Below are 15,790 nucleotides of genomic sequence, written 5' to 3' on the forward strand. Positions count from 1 at the left end.
CCTACAGCGCTGTCTGCACGATGCCCAGCAGGTCGCGCAACGAAAACGGCTTGGTCAACAGACGCATGCCGGTATCGAGAAAATCCGCGCGCTTGGCGATGGCGCCGGCGTAGCCGGTCATGAACACGATCGGCAGGGCGGGATACAGGCGGCGCGCATTGTCGGCAAGGTCGCGCCCGTTCATGCCGGGCAGGCAGATATCGGACAGCAGCAGATCGAACGGACGCGCCTGGTTGAGCTGCTCCAGCGCCTGCTCGGCGTCTGGCGAAGCGATGACCTGGTAGCCCTCGTCACCCAGGATATCTGCGGTCATCGCACGAATGGCATCGTCGTCTTCGACCAACAGGATACGGGCGTTACATGATGCGTGATTCACCGCTGTCCTCGAGCGATCGCAAGCATGCGACGCACTTCAGGCGCAACGCTAGGCGCACGCGCGTGACGAACGTGTCGGAACTGTCCTAAAGCGCGGCGCAGTTCACAGCACGCCGTGGTATCGCGTGCGCTCATTCCGCACCAAGCAGGCTGATTCACGCATTGGTGCGCAACGTTCGACGACGCGCCCGTGATAAATTCAAGCCATGGGACATCTGAAGCCGATGAGCGCAAGCCGCGTTACGACTGGTACCGCGGGGCTTGACACCATTCTGCGCGGCGGACTGCCGCCCAACCGCCTGTACCTGCTGGAAGGCCAGCCGGGCTCGGGGAAGACCACCGCGTCGCTGCAGTTCCTGCTCGATGGCGCTGCCAAGGACGAGAGCTGTCTGTATGTGACCTTGTCGGAGACCATCGACGAGCTCAACGAAGTGGCCGCTTCGCACGACTGGTCGCTGGAGGCGCTGCATGTCTTCGAGCTGGCGTCGGCCGAGGCGTTTCTGGGCGATGGACGCCAGCAGTCCATTCTGCATCCGTGGGAAATGGAGCTGGATGGCACCATCAAGCTGATCCAGTCCGAAGTGGACCGGGTCAAACCGACGCGTGTGGTGTTCGACTCGTTGTCCGAGTTGCGCCTGCTGGCGCAGGATTCGCTGCGCTACCGGCGTCAGGTGCTGGCGCTCAAGCAGTTCTTTGCGCCGCGCAACATCACCGTGTTCCTGGTCGATGACCTCACCGGCGAAAACGGCGAACGCGACGCGCACCTGCACAGCCTGTGCCATGGGGTGATTTCGCTGGAACGCATGACGCTGGATTTCGGCGCGGCGCGCCGGCGCATGCAGGTGCAGAAACTGCGTGGCGTGGATTTCATCGCCGGCTACCACGACATCACCATCACCACCGGTGGCATGCGGATCTTTCCGCGGCTGATCGCCTCCGATCACCATGTGCCGTTCATCGGCGATCCGGTGTCCAGTGGCGTGGCGCGTATCGATGCGCTGCTGCACGGCGGGCCGCTGCGCGGCACCAGCACGCTGCTGACCGGGCCTGCCGGTTCCGGCAAGACCAATATCGCGCTGCAGTACGTGACCGCCGCCTGCGAGCGCGGCGAGCATTGCTGCATCCTGGAATTCGACGAGCGTACCGGCACCTTGCTGACACGTGCCGAGAGCCTGGGCATGGATCTGCACAAGTATCTGGACGCGGGCCTGCTGGAACTGCATCAGATGGATCCGGCCGAGCTGACCCCGGGCGAGTTTGCCTGGGCAGTGCGGGCCAGCGTGGAAGAGCGCGGCTGCCGCGTGCTGGTGATCGACAGCCTCAACGGCTACCTCACCTCGATGCCGCAGGAAAAGCAGCTGATGCTGCAGATGCACGAGCTGCTGTCCTACCTCAACCAGAGCGGTGTGACCACGTTCCTGGTCAATCCGCAGTACGGCCTGGTCGGCACGATGTCCACCGGCAACCTCAACATCTCCTACATGGCCGACACCGTCATCCTGTTCCGGTTCTTCGAGGCGCAAGGGCGCATCCGCAAGGCCTTGTCGGTGATCAAGAACCGCAGCGGCGCGCATGAGGATGCGATCCGCGAGTTGCGCATCGGCACGGGCGGTATCCATCTGAGCGAGCCGTTGGAGAAATTCCACGGCGTACTGACCGGTACTCCGCATTTCGTGGGGGACGATACGCCGTTGCTGGATCGTCCACTTGACTACCTGTGACGCGGATGGATCCATCGTCCACATCATCGCCCCGTTCGGCCGCGATGCGGAGAGCATTGCCGGCATCGTCGGCCAGCGCGGACTGACGCGCCGGGTGTACGGCTCGCTGGCTGCGCTGGCCGACGACCTGCTCGATAGCTCCGGCGTAGTGGTGTTGACCGAGGAAGCGGTCGGTGGCGATCTGCAGCAGCTTTCGCACATCCTGCAGAGCCAGGCCGCCTGGTCGGATATTCCGTTCGTGCTGCTGCGTGCGCCGCGCGGCAGCCACAGCGGGCGTCAGGCCACACTGCCGCCGGAAGTGACCAATGTCATCGAACTGGAACGGCCGCTGAGTTCAGCGTCGTTGCTGAGCGCGATTTCCACCGCCTTGCGATCGCGCCAGAAGCAGTTCGTGATCCGCGACCAGATGGCGCAGTTGGCCGAAGGCAAAATGGCCCTGATGTCGAGCGAGGCCGAGCTGCGCCGCGTCACCGATGCGCTGCCGGTGCTGATCGCCTTCATCGACAAGCATCTGGTGTACCGCTTCGCCAACCGCTCGTATGAAGACTGGATCGGCATCCCGCCTGCCGAGGTGATCGGGCGCCCGATGGGGGACGTAGTGGGGCCGGCGGTGGTGCAGCAGCGCCGCGCCTGGATCGAGGCCGCACTGGCCGGGCGGGCGTTGACGGTGGAGGCCAGCTGGCCGCACGCCGACGGACGCCGGCGTGATGCGGAGATCCGCTACATGCCGCGCCTGGATGCGGACGGCCAGGTGGACGGCTTTCATGTGTTTGCCACCGACATCACCGCGCGCGCGCTGGCGCTGGAATCGATCCAGCAGCAGGCCAGCCTGCTCGAGGTCAAGGTGGCCGAGCGCACTGCCGAGCTGCAGCAGCAGATGCTGGCACGCGAGTCCAGCGAAGCGGCATTGCGCCAGGCGCAGAAGATGGAAGCGGTGGGCCAGCTGACCGGCGGCATCGCACACGACTTCAACAACATGCTGACCGGCATCCTGTCGGCGCTGGATCTGGCGCGCCTGCGCATCGACCAGGGCCGCACCGAAGGGCTGGGCCGCTTTCTGGACGTGGCGTCGGCCTCGGCCCTGCGCGCGGCCGCGCTGACGCAACGGCTGCTGGCGTTTTCGCGCCGGCAATCGCTGGAAGCGCGGCATCTGCATCTGAACGACCTGGTGGTGTCGCTGCAGGAATTGCTGGCGCGCACGCTGGGCGAATCGGTGCATCTGGAAACCGATCTGCAGGCGGACCTGCCGCAGGCCTATGTCGACGAAAACCAGCTGGAGAGCGCACTGCTCAACCTGGCGATCAATGCCCGCGATGCGATGCCCACTGGCGGGCGGTTGCGCATCGCCACCCGGCAGTTGCAGGTCCAAGCGCAGCCCCTGGAACTGGGCCGCGGGGTGACGCTGGCGCCGGGCAATTACGCGATGGTGGCGGTGACCGACAGCGGCGTCGGCATGTCGGCCGACGTGCTGGAGCGTGTGTTCGAACCGTTCTACACCACCAAGCCGATCGGGCAGGGCACCGGACTGGGCATGTCGATGATCTACGGTTTCATGCAGCAGTCCAATGGCCAGGTATGGGTGGAGTCCGAGCTGGGGAAGGGCACCACGGTGAGCCTGTACCTGCCCGCCGGTCTCCATCCGCAGGCGCTGTCGCCGCGACCGCAAGCCGGTGCGGTGGTGGCCGGGCGCGGCCAGCAGGTGCTGGTGGTGGAAGACGACGAACAGGTGCGACTGCTGGTGACCGAGCTGCTCAACGAGTTGGGCTACGAGGCCGATGTGGTGGCCGACGCCGATGCGGCGCTGCCGATCCTGGCCTCGCAGCGGCGCATCGATCTGCTGGTGACCGATGTGGGCCTGCCCGGACTCAACGGGCGCCAGTTGGCCGAGATCGCGCGGCAGTCGCGGCGGGATCTGCCGGTGATCTTCATGACCGGCTATGCGGAAACCGCGCGCGATCGCGGCGAGTTTCTAGCCGACGGCATGAGCATGATCGCCAAGCCGTTTACGCTGGGCGAGTTCAGCGGAAAGCTGCAGGAGGTGCTGGGGCCGTCGGGCTGATTGGATTGCGCGGTCAATCGCGCCTGACACCACGCGTGCGCTGCCGTCGGCGGGGGGCGTGGCGTGGTTGAACGCGGTAACAACTCGCCGCCGCTTCAGGGCGCTGCGCGCCCGGATTGCCGCGCACTGGCCAGCGTCTCGGCCACGGCGATCTTGTCGGCCACCGCCTTCTGCATCGGCGAGCCGGCATCGAGCAAGCCATGCAGATGCCGCCAGTGCTCGCTGGCGGCGCGGTAATCGTGCTGCTGAAAATCGCTGATGCCCAGCAGCCACAGGCCGCGTTGGTGATCCGGCTCGCGTGCGACCACCTGTTGCAGGCGGCTGCGCGAGTCGGCGTCGATGGCGAAATCGCTGCGCGTGGCCATGTTCGCGGCCACCCAGCCGACGATGGCGGCGCTGAGATCCGGCGCGATTTTGAGCGCTTGCGCATAGGCCTCGCGCGCATCGGCGGGGCGGTTGTCCTGCTCGTGGGTCCTGGCTTGCTGCATCCACGATTCCAACGCCTGCTCCTGCGCAGCGTCGGCGTTGGCCTCTGCGGCCCGCGCTTGCTCACCCGCGGTGGCGGCAGGCGCGTCTGTCGGTTGCGCCGTCGCATACACACGCCGTGCGATCGCATCCGGCGTTCCGACCAGCCGATACAAGCCGGCTGTGGCGATCGGCAAGCCGAGCACCAGCACAATCGGCAGGCTGTAGCGTGCATTGCCCTTGCGCGCGGGCTGGCGCAGCAACGGCACCAACACCAACAGCAAGGCGATGACCACCAGCGCGGCGCTTGCGATATAGAAACCGGTCATCACCATTCTTCCTCCGGTTGCGGCGCCACCGGCGTGCCGGCGCGCGCACGTTTGCGCACGGTATGGATCACCACGCCCGCACCGGCACCTAGCAGCAGCAACGGACCGAACCACAGCAGCCAGGTGCCGCGCCTGACCGGCGGGTCGTACAGCACGAAGTCCGAATAGCGATCGACCATGTACTGCTTGATCTGCGCATCGCTCCTGCCGGCCTGCAACTGCGCGAACACCTGGTGGCGCAGGTCACGCGCGAGCTCGGCGTTGGAGTCGGCCAGGTTCTCGTTCTGGCACACCAGGCAGCGCAACTGCGCGGTCAGGCGCTGATAACGCGCTTCGTCGCTGCGGTTCTTGAACGGCAGCGGGTCCACCGCCTGCGCAGCCAGCGGCGGCGCAAGCAGCACGCCCAGCAGCAGCACCAGCAGCAGCACCAGCAGCAGACGCAGTTGCCGGCCGTGCATGCGCCAGTACCAGCGCCAAACCCAGCGCGCCGCCGTCACCGCGTGCCCTTGGGCAGTGCGGCGATGGCGGGCAGCAGCTCGTCGTTGATGACCGCGGGCGTGAGCACGCCGATGTGCTTGTAGCGGATCACGCCTTGCGCATCGATCAGGAAACTCTCCGGCGCACCGTATACACCGAAATCGATCGCGGTCTGGCCGGCTTCATCGGCAATCACCAACGCATACGGATTGCCGTACTGCGCGAGCCAGGCCGTGGCGTCGGCAGGCGCGTCCTTGTAGTTGTAGCCGATCAGCGCCACCCCGAGCCGGCTGGCCTGCGCCATCAGCACCGGATGTTCGTGCACGCATTCGGCGCACCAGCTGCCGAACACGTTGAGGACATAGGGCTTGCCCAGCAGCTGGTCGCGGCTGACGCGTTGCTCGGGCCGATCCAGCCGCGGCAGCGAGAACGCCGGTGCCGGCTTGCCGATCAACGGCGAGGGCACATCGCGCGGGTTGTGCTGCATCGTCCAGTAGATGCCGAAGCCGAACAGCGCCGCCAGCAACAGAAAACCCAGCAAGGGCAGCAGACGGTTCATGCGTGCGATTCCTGCGCAGTGACACTGGTGCGGTGTGCCGGTGCCGTGGCCGCCGTCGTGGCGAGCGCCGGCGCACGGAACCGACGGGCGCAGGCGCTGACGAAGCCGCCCAGCATCATCAGCAGGCCGCCGGCCCAGATCCAGCGGATGAAGGGTTTGTAGTACAGCCGCAGCGTCCAGTCGTACTCGATGTGCTGATCGTCCAGCGGCTCGCCGAGCGCGACATACAGATCGCGGGTGATACCGGGGTCGATCGCCGACTCGGTCTGGATGCGCTCGCTGCTGTACAGGCGTTTTTGCGGGTGCAGTTGCGCGACCAGCTGGCCATCGTGGCTGACCTGCACGCTGCCTTGTTCGGCCTTCCAGTTCGGCCCGTCGATCAGTTGCACGCCGTCGAAGCGGAAGGCGTAACCGGCGATCTCGGCGGTCTGCCCGGGCGACAGCCGCACGTCGCGTTCGACCGACAGGCTTTCCGACACCAGCACGCCGGCCACGAACACCGCCACGCCCGCATGCGCGAGCAGCATGCCGGCCATTTCCGCCGGAAACCGCCGGCCGCGCGGCATCTCGCGCCAGCGCTTGTACATGTACAGCGCGGTGCCGGCCGCCACCCATGCGGCAACGCCGATCCCGGCGATCGCCCTGGGCTGGCCCTCGGCAAACAGGCTGCCGACCAGCGCACAGGCGACTGCGGCGATGCCGGCGCGCGTGCCCAGTGCCTGCAACGGCGCCGCCTCGGCCTTGCCCCAGCGCAGATAGGGGCCGAACGGCAGCAACAGCATCACCGGCAACATCAGCAGCGGGAACAGCAAGCCGAAGTAGGGCGGCCCCACCGACACCTTGCCCAGGCCGAAGGCATCGGCCACCAGCGGAAACAAGGTGCCCAGCAACACCATCGCCGCCGCCACGGTGAGCAGCAGGTTGCCGACCAGGATGGCGGTCTCGCGCGAGGCGGCGGCGAACGGTTTGCCGCTGGCGATCCGGGGCGCGCGCAGCGCATACAGCAGCAACGAGCCGCCGACCACCGCGATCAGGAAGATCAGGATGTACAGGCCACGGCGCGGATCGGCGGCGAAGGCGTGCACCGAGGTCAGCACGCCCGAGCGCACCAGGAAGGTGCCCAGCAACGACAGCGAGAACGCCAGGATCGACAGCAGGATGGTCCAGGCGCGCAGGCTGCCGCGTTTTTCGGTGACCGCCTGGGTGTGGATCAGCGCGGTGCCGACCAGCCACGGCATGAAGCTGGCGTTTTCCACCGGGTCCCAGAACCACCAGCCGCCCCAGCCCAGCTCCGCGTACGCCCACCAGCTGCCGGCGACGATGCCGGCAGTGAGGCAGGCCCAGGCCACGTTGGTCCACGGCCGCGCCCAGCGCACCCAGGCCTGTTCCAGCTCGCCGCCCAGCAAGGCCGCCACCGCAAACGCGAACGCCACCGAGAAGCCGACATAGCCGGTGTACAGCACCGGCGGGTGGAAGGTCATGCCCGGGTCCTGCAGCACCGGATTGAGTTCGTTGCCATCCAGCGGAATCGGCGACAGCCGCGCGAACGGATTGGAGGTCAGCAGGATGAAGGCCAGAAAGCCCACCGACACCAGCCCCAGCACCGCCAGCACGCGCGCGGCAAAATGCTGCGGCAGATGCCGGCTGAAGGCGGCCAGCAACAGCGTCCAGCTCGACAGGATCGCGATCCACAGCAGCAACGAGCCTTCGTGCGCGCCCCACACCGCGGCGAAGCGGTAGTACCAGGGCAGGGCGATATTGGCGTTGTCGGCGACATAGCGCACTGAAAAATCCAGCGACAGCAGCGACCAGGCGAGCAGTCCGAACGCCATCCACACGAACAGCGCCTGACCGACCGCGGCCGGCCGCGCGATGCCCATCAACGCGCCACTGCCGCGCCAAGCGCCGATCAGCGGCAGCACGCCCTGGGCGAGCGAGAGCAGTAATGCCAGGATCAGGGCGATCTGGCCGAGTTCAGGCGTCATGGGCGAATCGCATCGTGCAGCGAAGAGGAATCATCGAGGGAAGGAACAGCCTGCGCGCCGCATCAGCGCGGCGCAGACAGCGGCACCGCGGCGGCGGGAATCGGCTTGCCGACATGGCCTTCGGCCATCGCGTCCTTCAGTTCCTTCGGCATATAGGTTTCGTCGTGCTTGGCCAGCACTTCGTTGGCGACGAAGCGCCCACCCTGCATGCGCCCGTTGGCGATCACCGACTGGTTGTCGCGGAACAGGTCCGGAAGAATGCCGGTGTACTCGACCTGCGTCGCGGCATGCCTGTCGATCACGGTGAAGTGGACGGTGAGACTGTCGGTGGCGCGCTGGATCGAGCCGGCCTTGACCATGCCGCCGAGGCGGAATTGCCGGTAGCTGGCCGCCTCGCCGGCATGCACCTGGCTGGGCGTGAACAGGTAGCTCATGTTCCGCTGCAGCGCGAGCACGATCAGCGTGACCGCCAATGCCGCAGCGGCGAGCGCGCCGATCACCAGCCACAGGCGTTGCTTGCGGGTGGCGTTCATGGGGCGTCACGCTCCAGCGGCGCTGTTGCCGACAGCTCGCGCGTGCGCCGCGGCGTTTGCCGTTGCAGCTGGCCGCGCAGCTCACGCGGCAGCCGGCGGCGACGCAACCATGGCGATGCCAGGTCGGCCAGCAGCACCAGCACGAACAGCGCGTACGCGGTCCACACGTATTGCCCGTAACCGCCCATCGCCAGCAGGGTCGTCATGCGGTGTGCTCCGTCAACACGATGCGGCGCGCCCAGTCCTTGCCGCTTTCCAGGGCGAGCAGGTCCACGCGCACGCGGCCGAACAGGCTGGCCAGGTAATAGCACTTGGTCGCCAGCGTCATCGTCAGCAGCGGCCACAGCATGTCCGCGCTCATCGTGGAGGGGCCGAGCAGGCGCACGGTGGAGCCCTGGTGCAGCGTGTTCCACCACACCACCGAGTAATGCACGATCGGCAGATTCACCAGGCCCACCAATGCCAGCAAGCCGGCCGCACGCATCGCCTGGCGGCGGTCTTCCACCGCGTGGTACAAGCCGAGCACGCCCAGATACAGGAACAGCAGCAGCAACTCGGAGGTCAGCCGCGCATCCCAGGTCCACCAGGTGCCCCACATCGGCTTGCCCCACAGCGAGCCGGTGCACAAGGTGATGAAGGTGAAGGCCGCGCCGATCGGCGCCGAGGCCATGGTCACCACCTCGGCCAGCTTGATCCGCCATACCAGTGCGATGAAGGCCGCCACGCCCATCGCCGCGTAGATGAACAGGCTCATCCAGGCGCTGGGTACGTGGATGAAGATGATGCGGTAGGCATCGTGCTGCTGGTAATCCGGCGGCGCCAGCACCAGCCCACCGTAGGCGGCCACCGCAGCAAGCAACAGCGCCAGGCCCAAGGCCCACGGACGCACGCGTCCGGCCACGCGATAGAAGCTCGGCGGCGAGCTGAGTCTGTGCAGCCACAAGGGAATCCACTTGGCCATGCCGGTGTCGTCAGTTGGAATGTCTGGCGGGAGGCGCCAGCGCCTGCACGGCGGCGCCGGCGTTGACCTGCAACTGGCCGTCGGAGAGCTTGCTGGTGCGCTGCATCAGCTCGCGCAATGCGGTGGCGTCCAGCGACGGCGACAGCGACAACAGCAGCGCGACCACGCCGCTGACATGCGCGGTGGCCATCGACGAGCCGGAGGTGAAGTCGTAGCGGCCGTTCGGCTGGGTGGTCAGGATGTCCTTGCCGGGGGCGCTGAGCACGCCGGGCATGGCCGCGGTGGGGCTGCTGCTGCGCACCACCAGCACGCCCGGCACATCGTTGGGAAAGCCGTCCAGCCGGCCGTTGGGCGGCATCGCGGCGACCACGATGCGGCCCTGCTGCACCAGGTGCTGCAGCATCCTGCTCAGCAGCGGGTCGGCCGGGCCGCCCAGGCTCAGGTTGATCACGCGCGCCGAGCTGTTGTTGATCGCCGCCAGCGCCTTGGCCAGGGTGAAGGTGTTGCAGCGTGCGGTGGCGCCGACCGTGGGCGCATACCAGCAGGCCTTGTAGATGCTCAGCATGGCCTTGGGTGCCATGCCGACGATGCCTTGATGGTTGTTGCTGCCGGCGGCGATGATGCCGGCCACTTCGGTGCCGTGCGAGTCGCTGCTGGTCATCACCGGCGAGTCGTCGACCAGGTCGTGCACATCGCGGATGCGCGCCTTCAGGTCGGCATGCGTGGTGTCCACGCCGGTATCGACCACCGCCACCACCACGCCGCGGCCCTGGGTGACGGTCTGCGCGCTGGCCGCATCGGTGGCGATGAAGCCGCGTTGCAGATCCACATAGGGGTCGTTGTAGCCGGACAGCGCAGTGGTCTTTTCCGAGGCGTCGGCGGAAAACACCGAGAAATCCTGCACCGGTTGCACCAGCTCCACGCCGTCGTCGTCGGCCAGCGCGCTGACCAGTTCGTCGCGCGAGACGCCCGGCGGCGGCTGCAGCACGGCGCAATACAGGCCCAGCGAGGTGATCGGCCAGCCGGAGACTTCGCGCAGCTTGTAGCGCTGCTTGAGTGCTTCCATGCGCACGGCGGCCTTCTGACCGGCGCCGTAATAGCTGGAGGCGTAGCCGATCAGGCTGGAACCGGCGCGGGCCGGCGGTGCGCTGAGCGGGTTGGCCACCGCCAGCAGGATGTCGCGGCTGCTGTCGGGCGTGTGCGCATCGGCCGCCGATGGCGTGCTGGCGCTGGCGGCGAGGTGCGCCGGCTCCTGCGCGGCGGCCTGCGGGCCAAGGCCGATGCAGGCGGCGATGATGCCGATGGCGAGCAGGCGCTTCATGGTGCGGACACGATCTCGGCCATGCGGATGCCCGGGTTGGCGCGCAGTTGCTGCACGGTCTGCTGCGGCTGGGCCGGCGGTTGCGGCTGGGCCGGCACCACGGTGTAGGCGCCCATCTCGTTGGGCCCGCCGATCACCTGCAACTGCTGTGCATGCAGCAGGCGGTCCCAGTCGGCCACGGTCATCCTGGCGTCCGGCACCACCCGGATGGCGCCTTGCGGCACCGGCTGGGCGGTGGCGCTGCTGAGCGTGCGGTAATCGTGCGAGGGCGCGGGCGCGGCCAGCCTGACGCCCATGACGCCCAGGCCGATTGCCTGCACCAGCGCCGCGGCCGCCAGGGCGCGCACCGTCCAGCTACCGGAGCGGCGCGCTGGCGGCGGCGCGGGCGCGCTGGCCTGCTCCGGCGCGTCCAGGCGGCCGAGCAGGCGCTGCAGGCCGGCGTTGGCGTCCAGCTTTACCGCAGACGGCAGCGCCAGCGCCTGGCGCAGGCGGTTCTGCTGGGCGAACTCGGCACTGCACGAGGCGCACTTGGCCACGTGCGCGATCAGCCAGGTGTTTTCTTCCTCGGTGGCGCTGTCGAGCAGGACCGCGGGCATCAGTTCCCAGGCAAGCGAGCATTCCTTGCCAGGCGCGATGAAAAACGTCTTCATTGCATGGTCTCCGTATAGGGGGCGCCGCCGGCCAGGCCGGGCAGCACATTGCGTAATTTGACCCGCGCATGGAACAGCCGGGCCTTGATGGTGCCGACCGGGCACTGCATGATCTCGGCGACTTCTTCCAGCTTGTGGCCGACGCCGTAGACCAGTTCGATCACCAGGCGCTGGTCCGGCGACAGCCGTTCCATGCCCTTGTCGAGCCAGTCGCGCAGCTCGCGGTCGTCGTTGTCGTCGGCGCTGGGGGCGTGGTCTTCCACCACCGCGGTATCGTCGATGGCCTCGCCGTCGTGCTGGCGCAGGCACTTGAGGCCGCAGCGGTAGGCAATGCCCATGATCCAGGTCGAAACCTGCGAATCGCCGCGGAAGTCGCCGGCTTTCTGCCAGGCGATCCAGAAACAGTCGTTGATGGCTTCCTCGATGATGTCCGGGCGCCGGGTCAGGCGCGACAGGAAGCGGCACAGCCGGCCGTGATAGCTGGTGTACATGGTGGACAACGCGGCGCGATCGCCCGCCGCCATGCGGCGCAGCAGCATGCGATCGGTGGCATCACCCAGGGTGTCGGAATCATTCATCGGGGCTGGCACGGCTTGGGACGCATGTCAGTGCCCGCGGGCGGGCAAAAGGTTGCGTGGGGATCAGAAGGTGACCGACGCGGTACTCAGCCAGGGCGTTTCGCCAGGGCCGCCCTGCAGGCGTGGGGTGTTGCCGCTGGTGAGGATGCGTTCCAGCTTCAGCGTCCATCGGTCCCGACTCCAGCGCAGGCCGAATTGCCCATACTGATAGCGGCCGGACCGGGCGGCGCCGTAGGCCATCGCCGGGAACCGTGACGAGCCGGCGCCGACCGTCAGGCTGAGGTCGTCGCGCAGCGGGACATTGGCGGTGACGTCGATGGCGACATTCCACGGCGACTGGTCGGCGCGCGGGAAATTGAAGGTCGCCACCGAGAGGGTCAGCACGTCGCGATAGGACCAGGCCAGGCTGGCCTCCTGGCGGTCGAAGGTGCGCGTGGCCTGGTTGGTGGGGTAGCCGTAATACAGCGCGCTGGCCTGCATCTGCCAGCGGTCGCCCAGCATCCAGGCACGTGCGGCCTGGGCGGTCACCGCCACCGGCCTGCTCAGCGAGGGCGATTGCAGCGCGACCGATGCCGACATCGACCAGCCGGGTGCGGGCAGCCAGTAGCCGGCGGTCTGCAGGGTGGCCTTGTTGGGCGCGATCGAGATGCCGCGGTCGATCAACTGCGAGGTCAGCGCCACCGCGCCGCCCAGGTTGTCCGCCAGCGCGCTGCCGCAGGGGCTGGCCATCAGCGCTAGCAGCAGGCCCCTGCGCAACCGCGTGCGGCGAAGCTGCTGCAGCTGCCGGCAGCGCGGGTGCGCGCACTGCAGACCAGCGAAAAGGAGTCGGCGCCGCCGTGACGCCGGGCCGGGCGCGGCCCATGACTGCCCGTCGCAGGCGCACCGGCGTCGCGTTCGGAAAGGGGACTGCTTGGCGGGCAAAACGTTCGGCAAGGGCGTGGGACGTCGGCACGGAGCGGGGCGCGATAGTGATCCATCACGCAGGAAGAGACCGCCGCAGCTGCGCCGGTTCCGTCCGTATACGCGAAGGGAGTGCATCAGGCAACGCGGTCCCGCGCACCTGTGCCGTGCTGCTGCGGGTGGTCAGGCTGCCGGCGGCGGAGACTGCGGCGTGCCGGCTGTACCGCGCTTGAAGCAGGCCCGGGCGCTGGCAATGTCCTTACGTCCAGCAGGGTCCGCTGCGCGTCCTCGCCTGCTTCTTCCTCCTCGCCAACGGCGCCGTACCGGCCGCCGTGGCGATGTCCTGCGCGGTACGACTCAGTGCAGGGTGTTGAGGTAGGTGATCAGTGCGTTCAGTTCATCTGTGTCTTCCAGACCCTCATATTTCATCTTGGTACCGGGCAGGGCTGCCTTGGAGTCCTGCTTCAGGAAGGCCTTCAGGCTATTTGCGTCCCAAGCGCCCTTGCTCGACGGGGGATCCTCCGAGCGGCTCTTGAGGACTGCCGAATAGCCCTTGAGCGCGGGCGAGTAGCCGCTGAAATCGGCCGCGCTGCCAGGGATGCGGTTGACGATGCCGAACAGAGAGGGGCCCTTCTTGTTCTTGCCTTGGGTGGCGCTGTGGCATTCGGCGCATTCGGTGGTGAACACGCTCTTGCCATCGGCGGCACGTGCCGGGGTAGCCAGGGTGGCGCCGGCCAGCAGCAGGCCGGCGAGCGAAGCGCACATCAGGGTCTTGTTGAATGGATGCATGTGGGTCCGTACGATTGCGTGCAGCGGTGGTGGGATCAGAACGTCAGGTTGACCGATAGCGTGAAGCTGTCGAGATCGCGCGGATTGGTGATCGGCGGGCCGCGGAACACGTTGGACGTGCTGCCGTTGAACTTGTCGAACCGGAACCAGCCGGCCGACACGCGCAGGTTGGCGTTGGTGGTGTAGGTGCCCTCGCGGCCGAACGGGCTCCAGTACAGCAGGATCAGATTGCTGGTGGTGTCGGGAATGCCCACCGGCGAGTACCGCGCCGCATCGAACGAGCCGGTGTTGATCATGTGCGCGGCCAGCACCCCATAGGTCTGCTTGTAGGCGTAGTTCACGCTGAAGGTCTGATCGCGCACGCTGCCACGGTCCAGCGCAGGCATGCTCGGGTCGGAAGGCATCAGCGGGCTGCCGTACTTGCGGCGCTCGTAGATGTTGACGTAGGCCAGCGACGCCACGTGTTCGCGGGTGCCAAGGAACTGGTAGGTGAGGTCGTAGCCGAGATCGGTGAGGTCGTCGCTGGGCCCGTTGCGCGGACGCTGGCGGCGCGTATTGAGCGCGGTCAGGCCCACCGAGAAGAACTGCCGCTTCATGTCCTTCATATAGGCCAGACGCGCATAGCTGGTGTCGCTGAGCTTGCCCGGGTCGCCGTTGATCGGCCAGCCGAGGCGGTCCTGCGCAGACGGCGACAGGGCGCTGTAGCTGCCCACTTCGCCATACCAGTTCTTGTCGTACAGGCCGTACAAGCTGGCACCGATCACGCGGTTGGACAGCGCCGAGGAACTGAGCATGGTGGACGCGCCGCCGTTGGAGGCCGGGGTCAGCGTGGAGGCATTGGGCAACACGTGGATCGGGTCGGAGATGCCCGGATTGTTGTTGACGCTGACACCGATCATGGTGTCCTTGCCGCCCAACTGGAACGGTTTGGCGACGAAGCGGAGATCGACGTCGTCCAGGCGCGTATCGAAGGTGGCATTGCCGCTGTTGGTGGAGCGGATCTTCGAGTAGCCGCCAATGTTGTCGTTGACCCGACCAGCCAGGTACAGATCGGCCTGGCGCAGACGTGCGGTGCTGTCGCCGCGGCTGGGATTGTTGCGCGACCAGGTGAGCTGGCCGGAGACTGGAATCTTGGTGCCCTCGCCATTGGTATCGGTGAACCCGCCCAGTTTGAAGCGCATGCCATAGGGCGTGAGGGAGGGACCGTAGGAACCGACATGGCAATCCGCGCACGAAGAGCCGGTCTGGCGTGCGAACGAGGGAACCGCCTGCGCCTGCGTGCTGGCCAGCAGCAACAGCGGACCGGACACGCACAACAAGGACGTCAGGGAGACAGTGCGCGATGCGGCGGCGCGGCGCGGAGCAGGCTGGGAAGTAGGCATGGAAAGTCCTTGTTCGACGGAACGGGGTAAGGCAGGGTGGAAACGGCGGCGGGCGGCAGAACCGGCACTGCTCATGCGTGCTTGCCCGGCAATACGCGGCGCAGCAGGCCATCACGCAGTACCAGGTGGTGCCAGAGCGCGGCGCCGATGTGCACCAGCACCAGGGCCAGCAATGCCCAGGCGGCATTCAGATGCCAGGCACCCAGGGTGTCGCCCAGGTCTGCATCGGCTTCCACAAGATTGGGCAGGGCCAGGCCAAACAGATAGACGGTCTTGCCGAAGGCATTGCTGAGCGACCAGCCGATCAGCGGCAGCGCGAGCATCAGGCCGTACATCGCCAGATGGGTGCCGCCGGCGGCCAGACGCATGAGCAGCGATGCAGGCGGGCCGGGCGGCAGCGTGCGCAGCCGCAGGCGCAGACCCACCCGCAACACGAACAGCAGCAGCACCATCAGGCCGAAATGGCGATGGCCTTCCAGCAGCCATTGGCGCAGTGCGCGTCCATCCAGCTCGGCGCGCAACAGGATCAAGGTGGCCGCCATCACCAGGCACAGCACCGTCAGCCAGTGCAGCACGCGCATGGGTTTGGGCAGGGGAACGACGCGCGCGGCCGGCGCGGTCTGTTCCGGCAGTGGCAGCGTGGGGGCGCTGGCGGTGGCTGCCGTGTCGGGCGCCTGAGGGGATGAACGCATCTGATCGGTGTCCT

17 protein-coding genes are annotated in these 15,790 nt (G+C 67.3%); 2 read left to right on the forward strand and 15 right to left on the reverse strand.

Annotation, left to right across the window (positions count from 1 at the left end; all coding sequences use genetic code 11):
- Position 1 precedes the first annotated feature (1 nt).
- Entirely contained in the window at positions 2 to 346 is a 345-nt protein-coding gene (locus XarbCFBP7408_RS07360) for a response regulator (protein ID WP_104562479.1), read from the reverse strand.
- A gap of 235 nt (positions 347 to 581) precedes the next feature.
- Between XarbCFBP7408_RS07360 and XarbCFBP7408_RS07365 the strand changes: the two genes are divergently transcribed.
- Both XarbCFBP7408_RS07365 and XarbCFBP7408_RS07370 read left to right on the forward strand, forming a co-directional pair.
- Entirely contained in the window at positions 582 to 2,096 is a 1,515-nt protein-coding gene (locus XarbCFBP7408_RS07365) for an ATPase domain-containing protein (protein ID WP_104562403.1), read from the forward strand.
- Positions 2,083 to 4,155: a PAS domain-containing sensor histidine kinase gene (locus tag XarbCFBP7408_RS07370; protein WP_104562404.1), complete on the forward strand. Its 2,073-nt coding sequence runs from the start codon at positions 2,083 to 2,085 to the stop codon at positions 4,153 to 4,155. The genes XarbCFBP7408_RS07365 and XarbCFBP7408_RS07370 overlap by 14 nt, the downstream gene beginning before the upstream one ends.
- A 95-nt stretch (positions 4,156 to 4,250) precedes the next feature.
- On the opposite strand, the gene XarbCFBP7408_RS07375 is transcribed toward XarbCFBP7408_RS07370, so the two are convergent.
- The 14 genes from XarbCFBP7408_RS07375 to XarbCFBP7408_RS07440 form a co-directional block, all read right to left on the reverse strand.
- A complete protein-coding gene (locus XarbCFBP7408_RS07375) occupies positions 4,251 to 4,955 on the reverse strand; it encodes a tetratricopeptide repeat protein (protein WP_104562405.1) in 705 nt (234 codons plus the stop codon).
- Complete coding sequence (locus XarbCFBP7408_RS07380; RefSeq protein ID WP_104562480.1) at positions 4,949 to 5,407, reverse strand: cytochrome c-type biogenesis protein; 459 nt, start codon at positions 5,405 to 5,407, stop codon at positions 4,949 to 4,951. Before XarbCFBP7408_RS07380 ends, XarbCFBP7408_RS07375 begins: the two co-directional genes overlap by 7 nt.
- A gap of 35 nt (positions 5,408 to 5,442) precedes the next feature.
- Positions 5,443 to 5,985 (reverse strand): DsbE family thiol:disulfide interchange protein, encoded by a 543-nt coding sequence (locus tag XarbCFBP7408_RS07385; RefSeq protein WP_102253900.1) that lies wholly within the window; start codon positions 5,983 to 5,985, stop codon positions 5,443 to 5,445.
- Positions 5,982 to 7,970, reverse strand: a complete 1,989-nt coding sequence (locus tag XarbCFBP7408_RS07390) for a heme lyase CcmF/NrfE family subunit (protein ID WP_104562406.1) — start codon at positions 7,968 to 7,970, stop codon at positions 5,982 to 5,984. Before XarbCFBP7408_RS07390 ends, XarbCFBP7408_RS07385 begins: the two co-directional genes overlap by 4 nt.
- Positions 7,971 to 8,032: 62 nt before the next feature.
- Complete coding sequence (gene ccmE, locus XarbCFBP7408_RS07395; protein WP_039520724.1) at positions 8,033 to 8,503, reverse strand: cytochrome c maturation protein CcmE; 471 nt, start codon at positions 8,501 to 8,503, stop codon at positions 8,033 to 8,035.
- Positions 8,500 to 8,709, reverse strand: coding sequence for a heme exporter protein CcmD (gene ccmD, locus XarbCFBP7408_RS07400; RefSeq protein ID WP_024940343.1), 210 nt, complete (start codon positions 8,707 to 8,709; stop codon positions 8,500 to 8,502). Before ccmD ends, ccmE begins: the two co-directional genes overlap by 4 nt.
- Positions 8,706 to 9,464: a heme ABC transporter permease CcmC gene (gene ccmC, locus XarbCFBP7408_RS07405; RefSeq protein WP_104562407.1), complete on the reverse strand. Its 759-nt coding sequence runs from the start codon at positions 9,462 to 9,464 to the stop codon at positions 8,706 to 8,708. The genes ccmD and ccmC overlap by 4 nt, the downstream gene beginning before the upstream one ends.
- 10 nt (positions 9,465 to 9,474) lie before the next feature.
- Positions 9,475 to 10,785: a S8 family serine peptidase gene (locus XarbCFBP7408_RS07410; RefSeq protein ID WP_104562408.1), complete on the reverse strand. Its 1,311-nt coding sequence runs from the start codon at positions 10,783 to 10,785 to the stop codon at positions 9,475 to 9,477.
- Positions 10,782 to 11,435, reverse strand: coding sequence for a zf-HC2 domain-containing protein (locus XarbCFBP7408_RS07415; RefSeq protein WP_181106395.1), 654 nt, complete (start codon positions 11,433 to 11,435; stop codon positions 10,782 to 10,784). The genes XarbCFBP7408_RS07410 and XarbCFBP7408_RS07415 overlap by 4 nt, the downstream gene beginning before the upstream one ends.
- Positions 11,432 to 12,025, reverse strand: coding sequence for a sigma-70 family RNA polymerase sigma factor (locus XarbCFBP7408_RS07420; RefSeq protein WP_181106397.1), 594 nt, complete (start codon positions 12,023 to 12,025; stop codon positions 11,432 to 11,434). Before XarbCFBP7408_RS07420 ends, XarbCFBP7408_RS07415 begins: the two co-directional genes overlap by 4 nt.
- Positions 12,026 to 12,076: 51 nt before the next feature.
- Complete coding sequence (locus tag XarbCFBP7408_RS07425; RefSeq protein ID WP_104562481.1) at positions 12,077 to 12,742, reverse strand: hypothetical protein; 666 nt, start codon at positions 12,740 to 12,742, stop codon at positions 12,077 to 12,079.
- Between the two features lie 528 nt (positions 12,743 to 13,270).
- Entirely contained in the window at positions 13,271 to 13,702 is a 432-nt protein-coding gene (locus tag XarbCFBP7408_RS07430) for a c-type cytochrome (RefSeq protein WP_104562410.1), read from the reverse strand.
- 35 nt (positions 13,703 to 13,737) lie between these two features.
- Positions 13,738 to 15,084: a cytochrome C gene (locus XarbCFBP7408_RS07435; protein ID WP_104562411.1), complete on the reverse strand. Its 1,347-nt coding sequence runs from the start codon at positions 15,082 to 15,084 to the stop codon at positions 13,738 to 13,740.
- Between the two features lie 71 nt (positions 15,085 to 15,155).
- Positions 15,156 to 15,776, reverse strand: coding sequence for a cytochrome b (locus XarbCFBP7408_RS07440; protein WP_181106399.1), 621 nt, complete (start codon positions 15,774 to 15,776; stop codon positions 15,156 to 15,158).
- Positions 15,777 to 15,790 lie beyond the last annotated feature (14 nt).

It is taken from the genome of Xanthomonas arboricola pv. guizotiae (assembly GCF_002940205.1).
Taxonomy (GTDB): domain Bacteria; phylum Pseudomonadota; class Gammaproteobacteria; order Xanthomonadales; family Xanthomonadaceae; genus Xanthomonas; species Xanthomonas arboricola_C.